This window comes from Bacteroides sp. NGMCC 1.200775, from assembly GCF_040798045.1.
GTDB lineage: Bacteria > Bacteroidota > Bacteroidia > Bacteroidales > Bacteroidaceae > Bacteroides > Bacteroides hominis.
This window is the reverse complement of sequence record NZ_JASCQK010000005.1, coordinates 32,373-53,687: the sequence shown is the minus strand read 5'-3', so window position 1 is coordinate 53,687 and position 21,315 is coordinate 32,373. Positions and strand designations below refer to the sequence as shown.

The following is a 21,315-nucleotide window of genomic DNA, read 5'->3' as shown; positions in this document are numbered from 1 at the left end:
ATGGATGAAAGATATAGGACAGTTGCTTTTTGTGCTTTTCTGCCCGTTGTTGCTGATGACGGGATGCAGCCGGCGGGAACTGCTGGATGATTATCCGGTTAGTGGAGTACGGATCGCGCTAAACTGGGAAGGAGTGACAGAGAAACTACCGGAGGGAATGCAGGTTATCTTTTATCCGAAAGATGGAAGAGGTAAAAAGAAGAGTGCATATTTGTCGGCAACCGGTGGAGAGGTACCGGTACCTCCCGGACATTACTCGGTTGTGGTTTACAATTACGATACAGAAACGGTCTTGATTCGTGGAGAAGAATCTTATGAAACCATTCAGGCTTACACCAATCTCTGTAAGTTTGGGGTTGCCGGAACAGAAAAGATGGTTTGGGGGCCGGATCCGCTTTATGTGATAAACATAGATGATCTGGATGTACGAAATAGTGAGGAGACATTGACGCTGGAACTGAAACCAAGGCTGGTAGTCAGAACTTACTCTTTTAGCATCAAAGCACAGGGGTTGAGTAATGTTTCTACTGTGATAGGGAGTGTCGGTGGGATGGCAGACCATTATTTTTTAGGAAAAGGTTATGCCATGTGTGATGCCTGTCCGATTAATATTGATCTGAACGTGAAAGGCGGAAAGATAGAAGGGGTATTTACCACTTTTGGGCTACCCGAAGTTGTTCTTAGCCGTGCCGAGACCGAACTTCCGGTGATGATGAACCTGATGATTATTAAGGTGGACAAGTCGGTGCAGGAAGTGAAGATTAATATAACGGAAGCCGTACAAGAACCTACCGGTGGTGGTGAAGGAGGAGAAGGAGATGAAACGAAACCGCCGACATTGGTTGAAGTTGAAATAGAAGACGAAATAAAAGTAGACGATGTGGAGGTACCTCCGGGTGGAGGTGGCGGCATTGGCGGTGATGTAGGAGACTGGGACGACGAAACAAATGTGGAGTTGCCCGTTGGATAAGAAAAAAGGAATACATACAGATAAAACATTAATAACTTAAAAAAACATACTATTATGAAGAAGATTTTATTCGCAGCAGTTGCTGCAATGGCAATTACGGGTTGCTCACAGAATGAAGAGATTGAAAAGGCTGCACAGAATGCGGAGATTGGGTTCAACAGTGTAGTTAGTAAAACGACAAGAGCTGTATCGGCAGATTTAGCTCTTTTGAAGACCAATGGGTTTACGGTATATGCGTATAATACTGGTGATGCAGCAATGGGTGTCGGTACATTGGCAAAAAACATTATCGAGAAAGAATCTATTACATGGAGTGTTGATGGCTCAAACTGGAATGGAACTAAGACCTATTATTGGCCTAATGAGGGCAAAATACAATTTTTTGCATATTCCTCAACAAAAGTTACGGAGTTAGCAGCCGAATCTACTGGCACTTATCCTGCAATAACTGATTATGAAGTACCTTCTAATGTTAAAGATCAAGAGGACTTGTTGGTTTCAAAAGTTAATGATTTAACTAAAACTGACGCCACAGTAAATTTCACATTCTCACATGCTCTCACTCAAGTCAATTTCTCAATAAAATCTAAAGTTAATGATGGGTTGACTTATGAGGTAACAGAGATTTCTATTTCTGGGGTTGGCAGTAAAGCAACTTATGATTATGGTACTGGCTGGACTAATCCAACAACTGCTACTGCTTCCTATACTTACCCATTAAGTACGACTAGTACTGCTAATCAAGTGGCTGGCGATGGAACTACTGTGAAGGCTTTAGATACCACTGACTTAATGATGTTGTTACCGCAAACTTTATCTAATACAGCGAAGATACTTGTGAAGTATAAAGTAATGGATAAAAATGATGATGTTGTTTACGATGCTTTTACTACTGGCAAGGAAATTATGATTAGTAGTGATGGACAGAGTAAATGGGAAATGGGTAAAAAGGTACGTTATACATTGGCGCTGACTAATGACGCTACTTCTATAGCTTGGGCAGTAACAGCTGTTGATGACTGGACAAAAGATACCGAGAATAATAATGAGGTTGAGACTCCTGCTAATTGAGTTTTATAAACTGTAGGACATTAAAATGATATTCCCTGAAAATTTAAATATTGTTCCCCATGGCACTGTCCATCCTTTTGTATAAATAGAAAACTGCAGGATTTATGTCTTATACTTGAATCCTGCAGTTTTTAAATATAGATTAAGCAATACCTAATTCCAAATAAGTTGATGCATCCCATGGGAGGGTATCCGTTGCATTGCATGCCGGCTTCATTTACGCACCGAGGTAAATGCCTTTACATGCCGAGGTAAATGCTTTTACATGCCGGGGTAAATACCTTTACATTGAAAAGAAAACTATGGTAAATATAATCTTCTGATTACCAATCCTATTGAGAAAGATATCCAGTTACGTATTTGTCGGATGAACCTATTTTTATGCCATTTTCTTCTTTCTTAATTGTTTTTTCAAAAAAATCTCCTACATTTGTCGGCAACATAAACAAAACACAACGCGCTATGTCCGACTCCTTCTGTGGAGATAAGATGAACTGTCAGATATGTCCCAAGGCTGTTGATAATGCCATTATGCATGCTTCTCATCCGAGAGGTTTTCATCGTCCTGCCCAGAAGTGTGAAGAGAACCTGATGATTTTCCTCTTAAAAGGGGAGATATTAGTCAATAGTCAGGAATATGCCGGAACGATGTTACGTGCCGGAGAGTTTATTCTTCAAGCCATCGGATCGAAGTTGGAAGTATTGGCTATGACAGATGTAGAGTGTGTGTGTTACAGTTTTAACCAGCCGGAGCTTTTTTGTGAACAACGCTATAACTACATTATGAATGAAATTCCGGCACCGTTGATTTACTCACCTCTCAAAATTATCCCGGAGTTGCAATATTTCCTTGAAGGATCGAAAAACTATTTGAGTGAAAATAAAATTTGTCGGGAGCTGTTATCACTCAAACGGAAAGAACTTGCTTTTATTTTGGGGTATTATTATTCAGACTATGACCTGTCTTCATTGGTTCATCCGCTCTCACAATATACCAATAGCTTTCAGTATTTTGTTCTGCAAAACTATATGAGGGTGAAAACCGTAGAGGAACTGGCCCATATGGGAGGATATAGCGTAACTACATTCCGTCGTATTTTTAATACCATCTTCCACGAACCGGTCTACGAATGGATGCTGAAACGCCGTAAGGAGGGGATTATGTATGATCTCAAGCATACCAATGCCACCATTTCGGAGATTTGTTACAAATATGGTTTTGAGTCTTTGCCCCATTTCTCCAATTTTTGTAAGAAGTCGTTCGGTGCTTCGCCCCGGGCAATTCGGAATCCCAAGGATAAATAGCTGTTCTGCTCGCAGAAAGTAGGTATCCATCCTTTTCGGAATACCTATATATAGTGATTGCCCCTCTATGGATAGGGTTGTACCTTTGCGCCCTAATTAAACATAGTGATTGATGAACCACAAATTGTTGTACAGAATATTTCTGTTATGCTTCTTTTCTGCTTTGTCTATAAGCGTTTTACATGCCGGTGTTCAACAACAAAGTAAGGGTACGGTTACAGGTCGAATCGTCGATCGGGAGAAACAGCCCTATTATCCGGTTGCCGTTGCTATTGAAGGTGTTTATATCGGCGGATATACCAATGAAAAAGGAATTTATCATATTAATGATGTGCCGGCGGGTAATCAGACTATTGTCGTATCGGGCATAGGAGTAAAGACTAAGAAAGTGCCGGTGCGTGTGATTGCCGGGACGGTAAATCGGATTCCGGACATAGAGATTGATACTCAGGCGGAAGAACTGGATGAAGTGCAAGTGATTGGGAAATCCGAGGCTCGTCGTCAGCAGGAACAGGCGTATGCCATATCGGTACTTGATATCAAAAAGGCCTATAATAGTGCTGCTCCCCTTAATAAATTGCTGAATAATGTATCGAGCGTCCGCATCCGTGAAGAAGGTGGGGTAGGATCCAACTATAATTTCAGCCTGAACGGGTTTTCGGGCAATCAGGTGAAATTCTTTCTGGATGGTATACCGATGGACAACTTCGGATCATCATTTAATCTGGCCAATATCTCCGCCAACATGGCAGAGCGTGTAGAGGTATATAAAGGTGTATTACCCGTGAACCTGGGTGCTGATGCCCTGGGAGGGGCAGTGAATATTGTCAGCCGCAAAGATGCTAATTACCTGGATGCCACTTATTCGTTTGGATCTTTCAATACTCATAAAGTCTCGGTAAATGGGGCTTATACCCATTTGAAGACCGGATTTACTGTCCGCGCCAATGCATTCTATAACTATTCGGATAATGATTATAAGGTATTTGCACCCATCATAGACCTTGCTACCAATAAAAAGGTGGACGAACGATGGGTGAAACGCTTTCATGATGGCTATCAATCGGGCGGTATCCGCCTGGAAACGGGAATAACCGGTAAACCTTTTGCAGATTATCTGCTTGCGGGCATTATTGTGTCAAAGAACGATAAGGATGTGCAGACGGGTGCTACCATGGATGCTGTCTACGGCGGAGTGAAAATGAAAAGTGAGTCTGTTATCCCTTCTATCCGTTATAAGAAAGACGACTTGTTTCTTGACGGGCTTTCGCTGTCACTTTATGGAACGTATAGTTCGGTAAATTCTTTTAATGTGGATACGATCACCCGCCGCTACAACTGGTTGGGAGAGTCGGTTCCATCTACTTCGGCCGATGAAGGGTATTATACAGATTCTAAAATCAAGAACCGCGAATGGCTGGGGAACGGAAACATCAGTTATGTGATCGATACTCACCAATCATTGATATTGAATCATGTTGTTTCTGCAATGCGAAGAACAATGAATGATAAAGTACGTCCGGATGACGAAAACAACAATGTACCTCAACAGCTGACCAAGAACATTACCGGGCTGGGATGGCAGATTCGTTATGACCGCTGGAATGCCAATGTGTTTGGGAAGATGTATAAGTTATATAGCTCTACCTATAAGCGGCTGGATGAATATACCGAAAATGCCCGTTGGGAGAAGGTACGGGACCACAAGACCAACTTTGGTTATGGCGCAGCCGCTACTTATTATATCTTGCCTTCTTTGCAGGCGAAATTCTCTTATGAGCATGCTTATCGTTTGCCGGAAAGTATTGAGATGTTTGGAGACGGATTAATTCAGCAACGGAATCCGGATTTGAAGCCGGAAAGCAGCCGGAACCTGAATCTGGGATTGAGCTTCATTCGAACTTTCGGGGCACACCAGCTTTCGGCCGACGGAAATTTTATTTATCGTTATACGACGGATTTCATCCTGAAAGGAGTCAGCCTGACCAGTAACCCGACTACGGGTTACGAGAATCTGGGCAAGGTCTTGACCAAAGGCGTGGAGGCAGCCGTCAGATACAACTATAAAGATCTGTTCCATATGGGGGCCAATTTCACTTATCAGGATATTACAGACCAACAGCGGTATGAAAAGACTAAAGATAGCTTTGTGGGTGAAGGTATCACAGAGAACATTACCTACAAAGAGCGTTTGCCAAACATTCCGTATTTATTTGCCAATGCCGATGCAGGCTTCCGTTTCCATGATTTGTTTTGGCGAAACTCCGTACTGACGTTTGATTATAATCTGAATTACATTCATTCATATTATCTTTCGTTCCCGGGGCTGGGAGCGAAAAGCTCCAAGAAGGTGATCCCCGAACAGTTTTCGCACGACCTGGCACTGGGATATTCAATGGATAACGGGAAGTACAGTGTTGTCGTTGAATGTACCAATCTGACCAATCAGAAATTATATGATAACTACCGGTTACAGAAACCCGGCCGTGCTTTCAATGTGAAACTAAGATATTTCTTTAGCAAATAAAAAAAGTCTGATGAATACAATTTATCGAATTTATATGTATTTCTTTGCTGCCTGCACTTTATTGACTGTTACGGCGTGCGAAGAAGAGGGGTTGGGGAACGAGGAACCCCCTTTTGCTCCCTATGTGCTTAGCTTGGGTATCAATTCAAATGGAACTACCACTTACTACGTGGTTACTGCATCTGAGCTGATGTCCGGTACGATCAATGCGGTGGGTAAAGGGATTGAGCAGAACGGATACCGTGATTATGAGCAAGGAGAGCAAACCATATTTAGTATAGGTGGACTGGGATTGACCAGTGCAACAGGAATTGTGCGTGATGCAGCCGGCTACCTGGCAGAGCGTGGAGATTTTGTCTTTAATAGTTCGCTGAATGCCTTTACTCAAATGGACGGACAGGCTATGATCGGTCTGGAGCTTCCGGCCAATAAGGAGAGTGGAGACAAGATGACTTTATATACGGTGAATATCAGTGATGTTTCCATCACCTCCCAGGTCCGGACTCCGGTATTTCCACTGAACCAGCTCGAATGGCCGAGTATCACCGGTATGTGTTATAGCGAAGGCAATGTATATGTTACCTATTTCCCGATGAACCCTACAAATTTTGAAACCTTATATACGGATACTACTTTTGTTGCGGTATATTCTTATCCGGATATGAAGTTTAAAACGCTGATGAAAGATACGCGTACCGGCCCTGCCGGTTCGTGGAATGCGTTTAACGGCATTTTTAAGGTAGAGTCCGGTGACATGTATATCATGTCTAATTCTGCCATAGCTAACGGATTCTCGCAGGGCACCAAGAATGCTGCTTTCCTTCGCATCCCTAAAGGTGAAACGCGTTTCGATGACTATTATTTTGACTTTGAAACGGTTTCCGGAGGTCTGAAGCCTGCCCATATCAAATATATCGGCAATGGTTTGGTATTTGCTGAGGTCAGTACCATCAGTCCGCAAACGTCGGCTGACCGTTGGGGAGATAAAAGCCTGAAGTGTTGCATCATCGATCTTAATAACAAAACGGTACGTGATATTAAAGAGATTCCGGTGCATAACGGAGATGGTGGGCGACGTTTTGCCGCTTTGGTGGATGGAGGCTATGTCTATCGTCCGGTAACTACCTCAGAAGGTACTTATATATATCAGGTAGATCCTCAGACAGCTACTGCAGTCAGAGGTGCCAAAGTATCAACTACGTTTGTTGGCGGGTTCTTCCGCTTGGATTGATAAGAGATGGGCAAAACTTTTCGGAAGGCTTGTGCAAAACTGCATCTGTGGCTTGGATTGCTTTCGGGAATAGTCGTTTTCATTGTTTGTATCACCGGTTGTCTGTATGCATTCAAAGACGAAATAACCGATGCCATGCAGCCCTGGCGTTTTGTAGACCCGCAAGAGAAAGAGTTTTTGTTACCTTCCCGTATACTTGCCATTGCAGATTCTGTCATGGAAGGAGCGTCTGCCACAGCCATCACTTACGGAGAAGAATCAGATGCGGTATGGGTGGATTATTATCGTCCGGAGATGGGTATGAGCACGGTTTTTATCGATCCATATGATGGACGGGTATTGAAATCGGTAATAAAGAAGAGCGGTGATTTTGATTTCTTCCGGTTTGTGCTTGGCGGGCATCGCACTTTGTGGCTTCCACGGGAGATCGGGAGTCCTATTGTTGGTTACAGTGTATTGATTTTCCTGATTACCCTGATAACGGGTATTGTGCTTTGGTGCCCCAGGCGCTGGACACGTAAGGCGCTTGTACAACGACTGACAATGAGACGTCCTTGTACATTTTCAAAGTTGAATTTTGATCTGCATAATATCGTAGGTTTCTATGCGTCCTTTCTGTTGTTCATTTTGTGTTTTACCGGATTGATCTTTAGTTTGAACTGGTTTAGTAAGGCCGTATATGGCATTACATCCGGTGGTGAAGAGTTGAAGCCTTATGTGCTTCCTTTATCTGATACGTTACAGGTGGGCAGTCGTGTAGAGGCGCCTTTGGACCTACTTTATACGCGGTTACGCAGTGAAGAACCTGCTGCCAAAACCTTTTATTTTGCTTTGCCCGGGCAGGCTGACGGAGTTTTCCGTGTCAGTGTTGTGCATAAGAGAGGTTCTTACTACCGTACGGATAATTTGTTTTTTGATCAATATACACTGGTTCCTTTGAAAGGATCGGGTCCTTATGCCGGTAAATATACCGAGGCTTCTGCTGCTGATAAATTCCGTCGTATGAATCTGGAAATTCATGACGGACGTATCTGGGGGCTTCCCGGTAAAATTCTAATGTTCTTTGCAAGCCTGATAGGTGCTTCACTTCCCCTGACCGGCTTCATTATCTGGTATCGTAGACATCGTAAGAAATAATACTTTTCATATAAAAAAAATTCCCCGCCGATGCCGGCGGGGAATTTTCCTACTTATTAATCAAATGCTAAGTTTTGCTTAGTCTTTCAGTTTTGCGATGATGAAATCGCGGTTCAAGCGGGCAATGTTGCTGATGGAGATGTTCTTCGGGCATTCTGCTTCACAAGCACGTGTGTTTGTACAGTTACCGAATCCCAGTTCATCCATTTTAGAAAGCATTGCTTTTGCACGGCGGGCAGCTTCTACTTTACCTTGTGGAAGCAGGTTCAGCTGGCTAACCTTGGCTGATACGAATAACATGGCAGAACCATTTTTACAAGCAGCTACACAAGCACCACAACCGATACATGCGGCAGCGTCCATGGCTTCATCAGCGATGTCCTTAGAGATAAGAATGGCATTGGCATCCTGAGGAGCACCTGTGTTTACGCTTACGTAACCACCGGCCTGCATGATCTTGTCATAGGCCGTACGGTCAACCATCAAGTCGCGGATTACCGGGAAACCGGCAGAACGCCACGGCTCAACAGTGATAGTATCTCCGTCTTTGAAACGACGCATATACATCTGGCAGGTAGTAGCACCAGTTGCAGGTCCGTGTGGGTGTCCGTTGATGTAAAGAGAACACATACCGCAGATGCCTTCGCGGCAGTCGTGGTCAAATACGATAGGTTCGCCACCATCATTGATGATCTGTTCGTTCAGAATATCCAGCATCTCGAGGAATGAAGTATCGCCCGGGATATCTTTCATTTGGTATGTTTCAAAAGCACCTTTCGCTTTAGGGCTTTTCTGACGCCATACTTTCAGCGTGAATGATATATTTTTATCCATTTTTGTTTTCCTTTAATTGATTAACCGAATTATGACTTGTAGTTACGAGTCTGAACTTTCACGAATTGATAGTTCAAGTCTTCTTTGATCAATTCCGGTTCTGAATCTTCACCGGTGTATTTCCAGCATGCTACGTAAGAGAAGTTCTTATCGTCGCGCAATGCTTCGCCTTCCGGAGTCTGATATTCTGTACGGAAGTGTCCACCGCAAGATTCTTCACGGTTCAGACCGTCACGAGCCATCAACATACCTACTTCAATGAAGTCGATCAGGCGGAGGGCTTTTTCAAGTTCTACGTTCAGTTCGTTTACTTCACCCGGGATGCGAACGTTGGTCCAGAAGTCTTTTTTCACTTCCTGAATACCTGTCAGAGCTTTCTGCAGAGATTCTTTAGTACGAGCCATACCTACGAAGTCCCACATAATGTGACCCAGTTTCTTGTGGATTGAGTCAACAGAATGTTTTCCGTTTACAGCTTTAATCTTCTGGATTTTATCTTTCACTTCTTTCTCTGCTGCCGCAAATTCGGGCAGGTCTGTAGAGAAACGTGGTACCTGAATCTGGTCGGCCAGATAGTTCTGGATAGTATAAGGCAATACGAAATATCCGTCAGCCAGACCTTGCATCAATGCAGATGCACCCAGGCGGTTGGCACCGTGGTCAGAGAAGTTAGCTTCGCCAATAGCGAACAGACCCGGGATAGAGGTCATCAATTCATAGTCAACCCAGATACCACCCATTGTATAGTGGATAGCAGGGAATATCATCATCGGAGTCTTGTACGGGTTCTCGTCAGTGATCTCTTCGTACATGTCGAAGAGGTTACCATAACGGGCGCGAACTACATCTTCACCCAGACGATCGATGGCATATTTGAAATCAAGGAATACGGCCAAACCGGTGTTGTTGACACCAAAACCTGCGTCACAACGTTCTTTGGCAGCACGTGAAGCTACGTCACGGGGAACAAGGTTACCAAATGCGGGGTAACGGCGTTCCAGATAGAAGTCACGGTCTTCATCAGGAATTTCAGTCGGCTTTTTAGTTCCTGCCTGCAATGCTTTGGCATCTTCAATCTTCTTCGGAACCCAGATACGACCGTCGTTACGAAGTGACTCTGACATCAATGTCAGTTTAGACTGCTTGTCACCGTGTACCGGGATACAGGTCGGGTGAATCTGAGCAAAACAAGGATTGGCAAAGTAAGCACCTTTTTTGTAGCATTGGATGGCAACAGAACCGTTGGACCCCATCGCGTTTGTAGAAAGGAAGAAAGCGTTTCCGTAACCACCTGTGCCGATTACTACAGCATGAGCGGCGAAACGTTCGATTTCACCGGTTACGAGGTTGCGGGCAATGATACCGCGTGCACGTCCTTCGATAACAACGAGGTCGAGCATTTCATAACGAGTGTAAAGTTTAACAGTACCTTTTTGTACCTGACGGCTCAATGCTGAATAAGCGCCCAGCAATAGCTGCTGTCCGGTCTGGCCACGGGCGTAGAACGTACGGGATACCTGTGCACCACCGAATGAACGGTTATCGAGTGTGCCACCGTAATCGCGTGCAAAAGGTACACCTTGAGCTACACATTGGTCAATGATAGCGTTTGATACCTCGGCCAGACGGTAAACGTTGGCTTCACGTGCGCGGTAGTCACCGCCTTTGATTGTATCATAGAAAAGACGGTAAACCGAGTCACCATCATTCTGGTAATTTTTAGCTGCGTTAATACCACCCTGTGCTGCGATGGAGTGAGCACGACGGGGTGAATCCTGAATACAGAAATTGAATACTCTGAAACCCATTTCGCCCAGAGAAGCGGCGGCAGATGCCCCGGCAAGTCCGGTACCTACAACGATAATGTCAAGGCGACGTTTGTTGGCAGGGTTAACAAGTTTTTGATGAGCTTTATAGTTACTCCATTTTTCGGCGAGCTGGCCTTCAGGAATTTTTGAATCTATCTTAGTCATAATGCTATTTACAATTTAATCATTTACAATTTACAATTTAGCAAGCACCGCATGCCAACGATTTAACGAAGAATACGACTACTACCAGAGCAAAGCATACAACAACGATGGTTGAATAGATGTTGGAGATGCATTTCCAGCGGTTGATCCAAATCTTGTTGTTCCAGCCCAGAGATTGCATAGAGCTCCAGAAACCATGAGTCAGATGGAACCAAAGGGCGCCCAGCCAAACGAGGTACAGCACTACGTATACGGGGTTAGAGAAAGTGTTCATGATGTGATAAACACCATCGGCAGCATAAGTTGTGTCTGCTACTCCTCCCATGTTGTGTATCAATTCCGGTAACTGCATTTTAGCCCAGAAATTAAAGAGGTGAAGGCCCAAACCTAAGATAACGATAATACCCAGCACCAGCATGTTCTGTGATGCCCATTCTACGGTTTTGGGTTTGTCAACTACGGCGTAACGTTCGCTACCACGTGCTGCGCGATTCTGGATTGTCAGCCAGAAAGCGTAGATAATGTGAATCACGAAGAGGGCAGCCAGGCCCAGCGTAGCTACCAACGCATACCAGTTTGCTCCCAGGAACTCACAAACCAGGTTGTAACCCTCAGCCGAGATGATCGCAACAAGGTTCATCGCCATGTGAAACGTTAGAAACAGGACAAGGGCGATACCGGTAACGCTCATCACCACTTTCCTTCCTACAGATGAATTACTTAACCACATAAATGATTGATTTTAAATTATTTAATTGTTAGAACTATAATTTCTGTTTTACGAGCCTTCTTTCTCATTGTGCAAAAGTACACGAAATACATTGATTAACCAAAGAATTAAAGAAATAATTCTTTAATCCGAAGTGGCCGGAGGGAACAGGATAAATAGGGCCGGTAAAATAGTAACTGATTGACTGAAAGCACTCCATGAGGAAACCTGGCAAAGGATTGCCGGTTGTGTTTATAAGTGATTTATTGTGAATCTGTTAGAAGAGTAAATTATTTGTTTTTAAGAAGTTAACCTTAATCTGTATAAAAAGAAGTTGTTTAGTGCATATTTGAACTGTTCTTTTCTTAATTTTGCATCCCAGAGAAGGAATGATCAAAAGAAACAGGCAATACCAGATTTATGATAAACACACTCACCTCTTTGCGACTTATATTTGCTTTAATGGTTTTTGGAGCACATTGTTATGTAATAGACGACTTTTTCAATCTTCATTTTTTTAAAGAAGGTTTTGTCGGTGTTAGTTTCTTTTTCGTACTAAGCGGTTTTATTATAGCATACAATTATCAAAAGAAACTAAGTGAAAGCAAAATGACCAAACGGTCTTTCTGGGTAGCGCGCATAGCCCGTATTTATCCTTTGCATGTCCTGACTTTATTGATTGCTGCCGCTTTAGGAGGCTATGTAATTGCATCGGGATTTGCGGATTGGAGCAAGCACTTTTTGGCTTCACTCACATTAACAAATGCCTATATACCTAAAGCTGATTACTTTTTTTCATTTAACAGTCCTTCGTGGAGCTTATGTTGCGAGCAGCTTTTTTACTTCTGTTTTCCATTTCTGGTGCCGATAGCAAGAAACTATAAGGGTTTGTTCTGTGTATTTTTAATTTCCGCTATATTGGTTATTGTCGGTATGTATTTTACTCCGGAAAGTGATATAAAAGGATATTGGTATGTTAATCCGATTGCTCGATTTCCGGATTTTATAGTCGGCATGTTGTTGTTTCAACTGTACGACCGTTTGAAAAATAAAAACATCACATCTTTCCAAGGAAGTATTATTGAAATAATATCGATCGTCTTATTTTTGGTATTCTATCTATATGCTGCTGAAGTTCCTAAAGTATATCGGTATTCTTGTTACTATTGGCTGCCGATCGCGTTCATCCTGATCAGTTTCTCTCTGCAAAAGGGATGGGTTTCACGTCTTTTGTCCAATCGTATTTTAGTGATTGGGGGAGAGATTAGCTTTAGCTTTTACCTGATTCATCTTTTTGTTTTGTTATCTTATGCGGAGTGGCAGAAAGAAAATAACTTTCATATAGTCTGGTATGTTTCCATTCCGATTCTATTTTGTGTCATCGTCTCGTTAAGCCTGCTCTCTTACTATTATTTTGAGAAGCCGATGAATAGGCGAATTAGAGCACTGTTAAATAAATAATTCGTGGAATAACTCACCAATAAAAGCTTCATCAAGGAAGTGGATGTTTATAAAGTTTTGTGGTAATGGTTATCGTCCTGGTATATAATGGAGGGTATTGGAACAGAAGGTCTGCTTACTACTAGGTGACAAATAGCGGACCGTTTCTCTTTTGTCAGGCAAAGGGCGGTTTCTATTCTGTTTTTAGAGTAGTAATTTTTTCACCTTTGGCTGCACGTGTACGAAGGGCACGCGGGGAGTCTCCAAAAGAAGCCTTGCAGAAATGTGCAAAATGTGATAAGGAATCGAAACCATAACGATTGCTGATTTCAGTGATGCGTTGTTTGGTGTGCTGGAGATCTTCCAGGATGCCTTCTCTTTTCTTGCTCAGAATCCATTCGTATACCGGCACTCCATACATATTCTTAAATAAGCGGCGGAAGGTAGTAGTTGTATAGCCTCCCAAGTGTGCGAACTCTTCCACGTTTTTCACTTTTTCGTAATTTTGCATGACGAAATATTGGAAGCTTTCTGTATAACTGCTGATGGGATAAAAGAATCTACTTAATTGGGGTGACGGGTAATAGCAGGTAATCAGATACATAAGTTCCTGACATTTGAGATCGATAAACGCACCGCAAGGAATCTGTTCACTCAGGTAATCACAAATATCTTTCATGAAATTGGTAATACGTTGGGTCATTACCAAAGGCGTATAAGTTAAGGGTGATTCTGATTGTTGCAGGATTTCCTGATAATGTTGCTCACAGATCAAAGGTGGTTCGTTGAACCAATACACTACATAACTTACGTCTGTCAGCGCCAATAATTCTAATTTTGAACCGATGGACTGGAGGATAAACTGTCCTTCGCGTAACATTGTGCCGGGATACTCTTCGCTGTTGATCAATAACTCTCCTTGTAGCATAAACAGAATACAGTTTTGTGTGCATTTGTCAGCCGGGAAATGTTGTCCTTTGGGAAACGTCCGATGAACAAGTATGCCTTCTGTAGCTTTGGGACATTGCGCACAATCTGTCTGTCTATTACAAAGAGTTTCTCTGGCCATGAATTAAAGTTAGGTGTCAGGGTAAATAATACTTGGGGAACAAAGATAGGTTTTTTTTGCGAAAACTCTGTCTTTTTAATCTATCTTTGCTGCAAAATAGTAAATTAGTAGAAAAATGAAGAAATTTGTGCTTATTTGTTTTTGTGTGCTTTCTTCGATGGGAGGGTATGCTCAGAACTGGGATATCAATACGTTACATAAAATAAACAGTCTTGATGGTAAGTTTGCGAGGAATTATAGCAAGGCTTTTTCTAAATCGGCACCTTATATCGCAGTAGGTGTTCCGGTGGCGATGGCTGTATATGCAGGGATTGATAAAGATAAAGAGTTATTGAAGGATGCTATTTATATTGGGACGAGTGTAGCCGAGGCAGTTGTAATTACATATGGCATGAAATATGCTTTTGACCGTGAGCGGCCATATGACCGTTATCCGGATCGGGTGAATGCGCGCAGCCATGAATCGAGTCCTTCGTTTCCTTCCGGACATACAGCAGCCGCCTTTTCGTTGGCTACTTCTTTGAGTATCCGTTATCCTAAGTGGTATGTGATAGCTCCGTCAGCCTTTTGGGCATGTTCTGTGGGCTTTTCAAGAATGAACGAAGGTGTGCATTACCCGTCGGATGTAGCGGCAGGAGCTGTGATAGGTGCCGGTTGCGCGGTAGCCAATATTTATGTGAATCGCTGGCTCAATAAATGGTTGTTCGGTGAGAAAAAGCAGGTTACCATAAATTATTAACAATAAACGGTGAATGATGCACACTCTGCCAAAAGCGTAGACTGATTATCATTCACCGTTCATAACTCTCCGTTAGAGAATCATTATTTCAATATTTTCTCGTATTCTTTATCATTTAAGATTTCCAGTGCCCGCTCCACACTCTTATTGGTAGCATTCATTACTTGAAAGTATTCATTCATATCCCATAAGTCACGGGCTATCAGAGCTTTTAATTGGGCCTTAATCAGTGGTAAAGCCTTGTTGTACTGCTCTTCGTTGAACTCTATCTTTTCTTTGTCGGCAGCCTCTCTCAGGAAATTCAATATCTGGTCGTCTATTTCAAACTTCTCATTGAATTTCTCAAAGGTCTTATATTTATCCAATAAAGCCTTGCGGTTATTTTCAATAAAGTTCATAGTCGTTTTGATTACTACCCCTTTGGCTACCAGGTTACGATGGTAATCAGTATACAGAGTCGTGTCAACCGGAACAAAATAATCAGGCATGATACCTCCGCCGCCATAGACGGTGCGTCCCAGCTTTTTAGTCTGGCATTTTAGTGAGTCCGGGAAGTGGATACTGTCTGCACTTACCATTTCGCCGTGATTGTAACGGTCGATAAGGTCCTGATTGTATTTATCGATACTGCTTTCGCTACTCTTTCCTTTTCCCGGCTTCTCGTTGATGTTGCTATCATAAGGTTTCTGTATGCAACGCCCTGCAGGAGTATAATAGCGGGCTATGGTCAGGCGGATCATGGAGCCGTCGGGCAGGTCGATCGGGCGTTGAACCAATCCTTTTCCGAAAGAACGGCGTCCTACTACGACACCCCGGTCCCAATCCTGAATGGCTCCTGTTACAATTTCGCTTGCCGAGGCCGAATATTCATCTACCAATACCACCAAGCGTCCGTTACGGAAGCTTCCGTTACCTTTGGCAAAGAACTCACTGCGTTGCGCAGAACGTCCTTCCGTGTAAACAATCAGTTCTTTTTGTCCCAGAAACTCATTTGCCAGGTCGATGGCAGCGTTCAGGTAACCTCCTCCATTGCCTTGCAGGTCTAAAATCAAGTCTTTCATTCCTTTCTTCTGTAACTCTTTCAGGGCTTTCAGAAACTCTTCTGCAGTGGTTGCTCCGAAACGGTTGATACGGATGTATCCCGTTTTGGGTTGGATCATATAAGCAGCGTCCAGACTGAGGATGGGGATTTTATCCCTTTTTACGTTGAATAAAAGTGGTTCTTTCACACCTCTCCGGATAATGGTCAGATTTACTTTCGAGTCTTTGGGACCCCGCAGACGTCCCATGATTTCCTCTGTGCTCATTTTGACTCCTGCGATGGCAGTATCGTTAACTGCGATGATGCGGTCTCCTGCCAGAATACCCACTTTTTCGGAAGGGCCATTGCTCACCGGTTGTACAATGAGTAGCGTATCTTCAATCATCTGGAATTGTACCCCTATTCCTTCAAAGTTACCTTGGAGAGGTTCGTTCATTTTCTTAACCTCTTCGGCATCCGAATAGGTGGAATGAGGATCGAGTTGTGCCAGCATTTCGATAATGGCCGATTCAACGAGTTTGTTTTCATTGACCGTATCTACATATAAATTAGAGATGGCGAACTCTGCCAGTTGCAATTTTCGCATGGCAGGTGAGCCGAAGTTTTGTGCCTGTAATCCTAAAACGGAACACAAGCCGATAAGCAGGTATATTATTTTTTTCATGATCACATGGATTTATTACATTTCCATCCCTTCGGGAATAAACATACTGATATCTTTATTATAGCCCAGCAGTTCGCGTACAATGGTAGAACTGACACAAGTGAGTTCCGGTTCGGTAAACAGCAGAATGGTTTCGATTCCTGCCAGTTTCCGGTTGATATCGGCAATGGTTTCTTCGTATTCGAAATCTTTCACGGTACGGATGCCACGGACGATAAATCGGGCATCTACCTGACGGGCAAAATCAATAGTCAGGCAATCGTAAGATTCAACCTTGATCCGGGGTTCGTCTTTATAAAACTTACGAATCATTTCCACACGTTTCTCTATCGGGAAGTACGTATTTTTATTTTCGTTGATACCGATACCGATGACAACTTCATCCATAAATGTCAGGGTTCGTTGTACAACAGAATAGTGTCCGATAGTAAACGGGTCGAACGTTCCCGGAAAGATGGCTCTTCTCATGTCTATGCGATGTCTTCTTCTATAACCAGATTGTCAATAATAAAGTTTTGCCGTTCCATTGTATTCTTACCCATATAGAATTCAAGGAGTTCTTTGACCGTGTCTGTTTTGCGCAACGACACTTGTTCAAGACGCATGTCTTTACCGATAAAGTGTTTGAATTCGTCGGGTGAGATTTCTCCCAGACCTTTAAACCGGGTGATTTCCGGATTCGGGCTAAGTTCTTTGATGGCATTCACCCGCTCTTCTTCGGTATAGCAATAGAGTGTTTTCTTTTTGTTGCGTACGCGGAAAAGAGGAGTCTGAAGGATGTATACATGTCCTTTCTTGATCAGATCGGGGAAGAACTGGAGGAAGAAAGTGATCAGCAGCAAGCGGATGTGCATACCGTCCACATCGGCATCGGTCGCTACAATCACTTTATTATAACGCAATCCCTCTATGCCGTCTTCTATGTTCAATGCGGCCTGCAGCAGATTGAATTCTTCGTTTTCGTAAACCACTTTCTTGGTCAGGCCGAAAGAATTGAGTGGTTTACCACGGAGGCTGAATACAGCTTGTGTGTTTACATCCCGGCTTTTGGTGATGGAACCGCTTGCCGAGTCACCTTCGGTGATGAAGATGCACGATTCCTCTTCCAGCCCTTTGCCTTTCACATCGTTCAGGTGGATACGGCAATCACGCAGTTTCCGGTTGTGCAGATTGGCTTTCTTAGCACGTTCACGTGCCAGTTTCGTAACTCCGGCAATAGCCTTGCGTTCTTTTTCCGAATCCTGTATCTTCTGTAACATGATTTCGGCTACATCCGCATGCTTGTGGAGGAAATTGTCTACCTCTTGTTTTACAAAGTCGCCAACGAACTTGTTTACAGTAACGCCACCCGGCGACATGTTGGTAGAGCCGAGTTTAATTTTAGTCTGGCTCTCGAACATGGGTTCTTCCACATTGACAGCAATGGCGGCTACCAATCCGTTACGGATGTCGGTATAGTCCTGGTTCTTATTATAGAATTCCTTGATAGTGCGGGCAATGTGTTCTTTGAACGCACTTTGATGGGTACCTCCCTGAGTGGTATGCTGTCCATTGACGAATGAATAGTACTCTTCGCCATATTGTCCTGTATGGGTAAAAGCAATTTCGATATCCTCTCCCTTGAGGTGGACGATGGGGTAGAGTCCGGTAGCTGTCATATTATCATTCAGCAAATCGACCAGACCGTTACGCGAAAGAATCCGCTGCCCGTTATAGATAATTGCCAACCCGGTGTTCAGGTAGGTATAATTGCGCAGCATCGTCTCGATAAATTCGGGACGGAAAGTATAATTCAGAAATAAAGTATTATCGGGTTCGAAGAAGATGTAAGTACCGTTTTCTTCCTCGGTATCCTCGGTGTGATCTGTTATCAACTCACCTTTGGTAAAGGTGGCGCAACGCACTTTACCATCCCGGTAACTACGTACTTCGAAGTTTGAGCTCAAGGCATTGACAGCTTTCACGCCGACACCGTTCAGTCCGACACTCTTCTTGAATGCTTTGCTGTCATACTTACCACCGGTGTTCAGCACACTGACTGCTTCTACCAGTTTTCCCTGTGGGATACCACGGCCGTAGTCGCGTACGCTGACACGAAGATTCTCTTCAATTCTGATTTCAATCTTCTTGCCGGATTGCATTTTGAACTCGTCGATACTGTTGTCAATAACTTCTTTCAGAAGGACATAAATTCCGTCTTCGGGATGCGAACCGTCGCCCAGCTTACCGATGTACATACCCGGACGGGTGCGCACATGTTCCATGTCGCTCAGGTGGCGGATGTTGTCGTCTGTATATTCTACAGGGTTGTTGTCTACAGGTATCAGTTCGTTCTCTTCCATTGTTTTTAGTCTATCTTCTTAGTAAACGCACGACGTCGTTTATGTTGTTCGGTTTTAAAGTATTCCCATTGTGCCTGAACTTTTCCGTTCATTTCCAGTTCGGGGTTGCTTTCTGCAAAGATAAAACCTAATTTTTGATAAACCGGAATTAAATCGGAAAATAACAAAGCATTAACACCTTTGTTCTGGTACTCCGGTTTTACGGCTACAAGCAGCAAGTCAAGCATTTTGGCTCGTCGTTTCATAAATAATGCCTTCAGCAGATAATACCATCCGAGGGGGAGTAATCGTCCGTGTGATTTCTGCAATGCTTCTGAAAGTGAAGGCATTGAAATTCCTACGGCGATCAGTTTGTCTTCCGCATCGGTAATCAGGGTCACCATCCGCAGGTCGACAATCGGGAGATACATTTTTACGTATTGGTCAATCTGGCGTTGGGAGAGGGGAGAGTAGCCATACAGCGGGCTGTAAGCTTCGTTCATCAATTCGAAGATGGCTTGTCCGTAATCGGCTGCGATCTTTCTGGATGAAGTGTATTTCTTTACCTTGAGGTTATATTTACGTTGGATAAGATCGGATATGCGCTGATGTTTTTCGGGAATGGCATCGGGAATGAAGATTTTATATTCCACCCAATCGGCGTCTTTGTCGAATCCCAGTTTCTCCATATGTTGCGGATAGTAGGGATAGTTATAGATAGTGGCCATGGTGCTGAGTTGGTCGAATCCTTCGATCAGCATGCCTTCTGCATCAAAGTCGGTAAATCCGAGGGGACCCTGAATATTTTCCATTCCTTTGGACTTGCCCCATTCTTCTACGGTTTGCAAGAGTTTCGAAGATACTTCGAGGTCGTCGATGAAATCGATCCAACCGAAACGGACATCTTTCTTGTTCCAGGTGGCATTGGCACGGTGGTTGATGATACCTGCGATGCGCCCTACGATTTTCCCGTCTTTATAAGCCAGAAAGTATTCGGCTTCACAAAATTCGAAAGCCGCGTTTTTCTTCTTATTGAATGTGTTCAGCATGTCGTCGTAGAGGTCAGGTACGGAATAGGGATTCTCTTTGTATAATTCGTAATTAAAACGAATGAATTTCTTAAGTTCTCTTTTCGTCGATACCTTTTTAATTGTAATGGCCATAACTTGTATTTATGATGAGGCAGCAAAGATACGTGATAATCTTTAAATTACCACGTACAGAAACTAAAAACTGTGTGCCTCAATGTTTTCAGATCTGATAGATAAGATAGGTTGTATAGGCTATATAGCACAAGACCAGAATGCTTCCTTCGATCCGTGTGATGGTGCGTTTGGCGAAGAATAATCCGAAAAACCAGAGCAGGATGCCTGATCCGACCAACGTGAAAAGATCGAAATTATTGATGCCTGCCAACTGTAAGGGGGTGATGGAGGCACTGCACCCCAACACAAAGAAGATATTGAACAGATTGCTGCCTATGACGTTGCCGATGGCTATTTCGGGATTCTTTTTCAAGGCAGCCACAATGGAGGTAGCCAGTTCGGGCAGGGAGGTGCCTCCGGCTACGAGTGTGAGTCCGATAACGGATTCGCTGATGCCCAGATTACGGGCAATGTTACTTGCTCCTTCTACAAACCACTGTCCTCCGAAGATAAGTCCGCCTAATCCGCCCAGAATAAAAAGTACGGATTTCCACATCGGAAGGCTTTTGATTTCTTCTTCCGGTGGCTGGGCGTCGTTCGTATTACGAGAAGCTATGGCAAATGTGTAGCCCAAAAAGATAGTGAAGAAGCAGAGCAGAATCAATCCGTCTGAAATACTTAATGTATTACGGGAAGCTTTGTCCAGAAAGACATCGTTGGCACATATCAGCAGAACAATGGAAGAAAGAATACACAAGGGAATTTCTTTTCTCAAGATGTTCCGGGTGATTACAATGGGAGCGAAGAGGGCTGTGCAACCCACGATCATCAAGGTATTGAAAATGTTGCTTCCCACAACGTTGCCGACAGCGATGTCCGCACTGCCTTTCAGGGCGGATGATACACTTACCGTCAGTTCCGGTGCCGATGTCCCGAAAGCTACAATGGTCAGTCCGATCACAATGGAAGGAATATGGAAACGTTTGGCTACGGACGCAGCTCCATCCGTCAGGCAGTTGGCGCCCACTAAAATAAGGAGTAATCCTCCGATAAGTAGTAATATATCCATGTTGATACCTTAAATTACTGATTCGGGTGCAAATATAGTGATTTCACTCTATGCTATGTCAAAAACAAT

The 21,315-nt window shown here is 43.5% G+C and carries 17 protein-coding genes; 8 read left to right on the top strand and 9 right to left on the bottom strand.

The window, feature by feature from the left end; genetic code table 11:
• The first annotated feature begins 4 nt into the window (after positions 1 to 4).
• From QK890_RS14020 to QK890_RS13995, 6 genes are all read left to right on the top strand, one after another.
• Positions 5 to 970, top strand: a complete 966-nt coding sequence (locus QK890_RS14020; protein ID WP_044301712.1) for a DUF5119 domain-containing protein — start codon at positions 5 to 7, stop codon at positions 968 to 970.
• A 54-nt stretch (positions 971 to 1,024) separates the two neighbouring features.
• Positions 1,025 to 2,041: a fimbrillin family protein gene (locus QK890_RS14015; protein WP_032540920.1), complete on the top strand. Its 1,017-nt coding sequence runs from the start codon at positions 1,025 to 1,027 to the stop codon at positions 2,039 to 2,041.
• 462 nt (positions 2,042 to 2,503) lie between these two features.
• Positions 2,504 to 3,346: a helix-turn-helix domain-containing protein gene (locus tag QK890_RS14010; protein WP_032540919.1), complete on the top strand. Its 843-nt coding sequence runs from the start codon at positions 2,504 to 2,506 to the stop codon at positions 3,344 to 3,346.
• Positions 3,347 to 3,458: 112 nt separating this feature from the next.
• Positions 3,459 to 5,873 carry a TonB-dependent receptor gene (locus QK890_RS14005; RefSeq protein WP_032540918.1) on the top strand — a complete coding sequence of 805 codons (2,415 nt, stop codon included), beginning with the start codon at positions 3,459 to 3,461 and terminating at the stop codon, positions 5,871 to 5,873.
• Positions 5,874 to 5,883: 10 nt separating this feature from the next.
• A complete protein-coding gene (locus QK890_RS14000) occupies positions 5,884 to 7,104 on the top strand; it encodes a DUF4374 domain-containing protein (RefSeq protein ID WP_032540917.1) in 1,221 nt (406 codons plus the stop codon).
• Positions 7,105 to 7,110: 6 nt separating this feature from the next.
• Entirely contained in the window at positions 7,111 to 8,241 is a 1,131-nt protein-coding gene (locus QK890_RS13995; protein ID WP_032540916.1) for a PepSY domain-containing protein, read from the top strand.
• A 78-nt stretch (positions 8,242 to 8,319) separates the two neighbouring features.
• Here the strand turns inward: QK890_RS13995 and QK890_RS13990 are convergent, their stop codons facing one another.
• Genes QK890_RS13990 through QK890_RS13980 form a run of 3 tightly spaced genes read right to left on the bottom strand, consistent with a single transcriptional unit; the run spans position 8,320 to position 11,778 of the window.
• Entirely contained in the window at positions 8,320 to 9,075 is a 756-nt protein-coding gene (locus QK890_RS13990) for a succinate dehydrogenase/fumarate reductase iron-sulfur subunit (RefSeq protein ID WP_005782917.1), read from the bottom strand.
• A gap of 29 nt (positions 9,076 to 9,104) precedes the next feature.
• Positions 9,105 to 11,048, bottom strand: coding sequence for a fumarate reductase/succinate dehydrogenase flavoprotein subunit (locus tag QK890_RS13985; RefSeq protein WP_005782919.1), 1,944 nt, complete (start codon positions 11,046 to 11,048; stop codon positions 9,105 to 9,107).
• A gap of 37 nt (positions 11,049 to 11,085) precedes the next feature.
• Positions 11,086 to 11,778, bottom strand: coding sequence for a succinate dehydrogenase/fumarate reductase cytochrome b subunit (locus QK890_RS13980; RefSeq protein WP_005782920.1), 693 nt, complete (start codon positions 11,776 to 11,778; stop codon positions 11,086 to 11,088).
• Positions 11,779 to 12,177: 399 nt separating this feature from the next.
• Between QK890_RS13980 and QK890_RS13975 the strand changes: the two genes are divergently transcribed.
• Positions 12,178 to 13,218 (top strand): acyltransferase, encoded by a 1,041-nt coding sequence (locus QK890_RS13975; protein WP_032540915.1) that lies wholly within the window; start codon positions 12,178 to 12,180, stop codon positions 13,216 to 13,218.
• A 172-nt stretch (positions 13,219 to 13,390) separates the two neighbouring features.
• Here the strand turns inward: QK890_RS13975 and QK890_RS13970 are convergent, their stop codons facing one another.
• Positions 13,391 to 14,266, bottom strand: coding sequence for a helix-turn-helix transcriptional regulator (locus tag QK890_RS13970; protein ID WP_032540914.1), 876 nt, complete (start codon positions 14,264 to 14,266; stop codon positions 13,391 to 13,393).
• 115 nt (positions 14,267 to 14,381) lie between these two features.
• Here QK890_RS13970 and QK890_RS13965 point away from each other — a divergent pair, with 115 nt between their 5' ends.
• On the top strand, positions 14,382 to 15,005 hold the full coding sequence (locus tag QK890_RS13965) for a phosphatase PAP2 family protein (RefSeq protein ID WP_005782927.1): 624 nt from the start codon (positions 14,382 to 14,384) through the stop codon (positions 15,003 to 15,005).
• Between the two features lie 83 nt (positions 15,006 to 15,088).
• On the opposite strand, the gene QK890_RS13960 is transcribed toward QK890_RS13965, so the two are convergent.
• The 5 genes from QK890_RS13960 to QK890_RS13940 all read right to left on the bottom strand — a co-directional run bounded on the left by QK890_RS13960 (position 15,089) and on the right by QK890_RS13940 (position 21,246).
• Positions 15,089 to 16,711: a S41 family peptidase gene (locus QK890_RS13960; RefSeq protein ID WP_005822473.1), complete on the bottom strand. Its 1,623-nt coding sequence runs from the start codon at positions 16,709 to 16,711 to the stop codon at positions 15,089 to 15,091.
• Between the two features lie 15 nt (positions 16,712 to 16,726).
• On the bottom strand, positions 16,727 to 17,179 hold the full coding sequence (gene coaD, locus QK890_RS13955; protein ID WP_032540913.1) for a pantetheine-phosphate adenylyltransferase: 453 nt from the start codon (positions 17,177 to 17,179) through the stop codon (positions 16,727 to 16,729).
• 2 nt (positions 17,180 to 17,181) lie between these two features.
• Positions 17,182 to 19,053: a DNA topoisomerase IV subunit B gene (locus QK890_RS13950; protein ID WP_005782933.1), complete on the bottom strand. Its 1,872-nt coding sequence runs from the start codon at positions 19,051 to 19,053 to the stop codon at positions 17,182 to 17,184.
• 5 nt (positions 19,054 to 19,058) lie between these two features.
• Entirely contained in the window at positions 19,059 to 20,195 is a 1,137-nt protein-coding gene (locus tag QK890_RS13945; RefSeq protein ID WP_032540912.1) for a hypothetical protein, read from the bottom strand.
• 88 nt (positions 20,196 to 20,283) lie between these two features.
• Positions 20,284 to 21,246 carry a calcium/sodium antiporter gene (locus QK890_RS13940; RefSeq protein ID WP_367627413.1) on the bottom strand — a complete coding sequence of 321 codons (963 nt, stop codon included), beginning with the start codon at positions 21,244 to 21,246 and terminating at the stop codon, positions 20,284 to 20,286.
• Positions 21,247 to 21,315 lie beyond the last annotated feature (69 nt).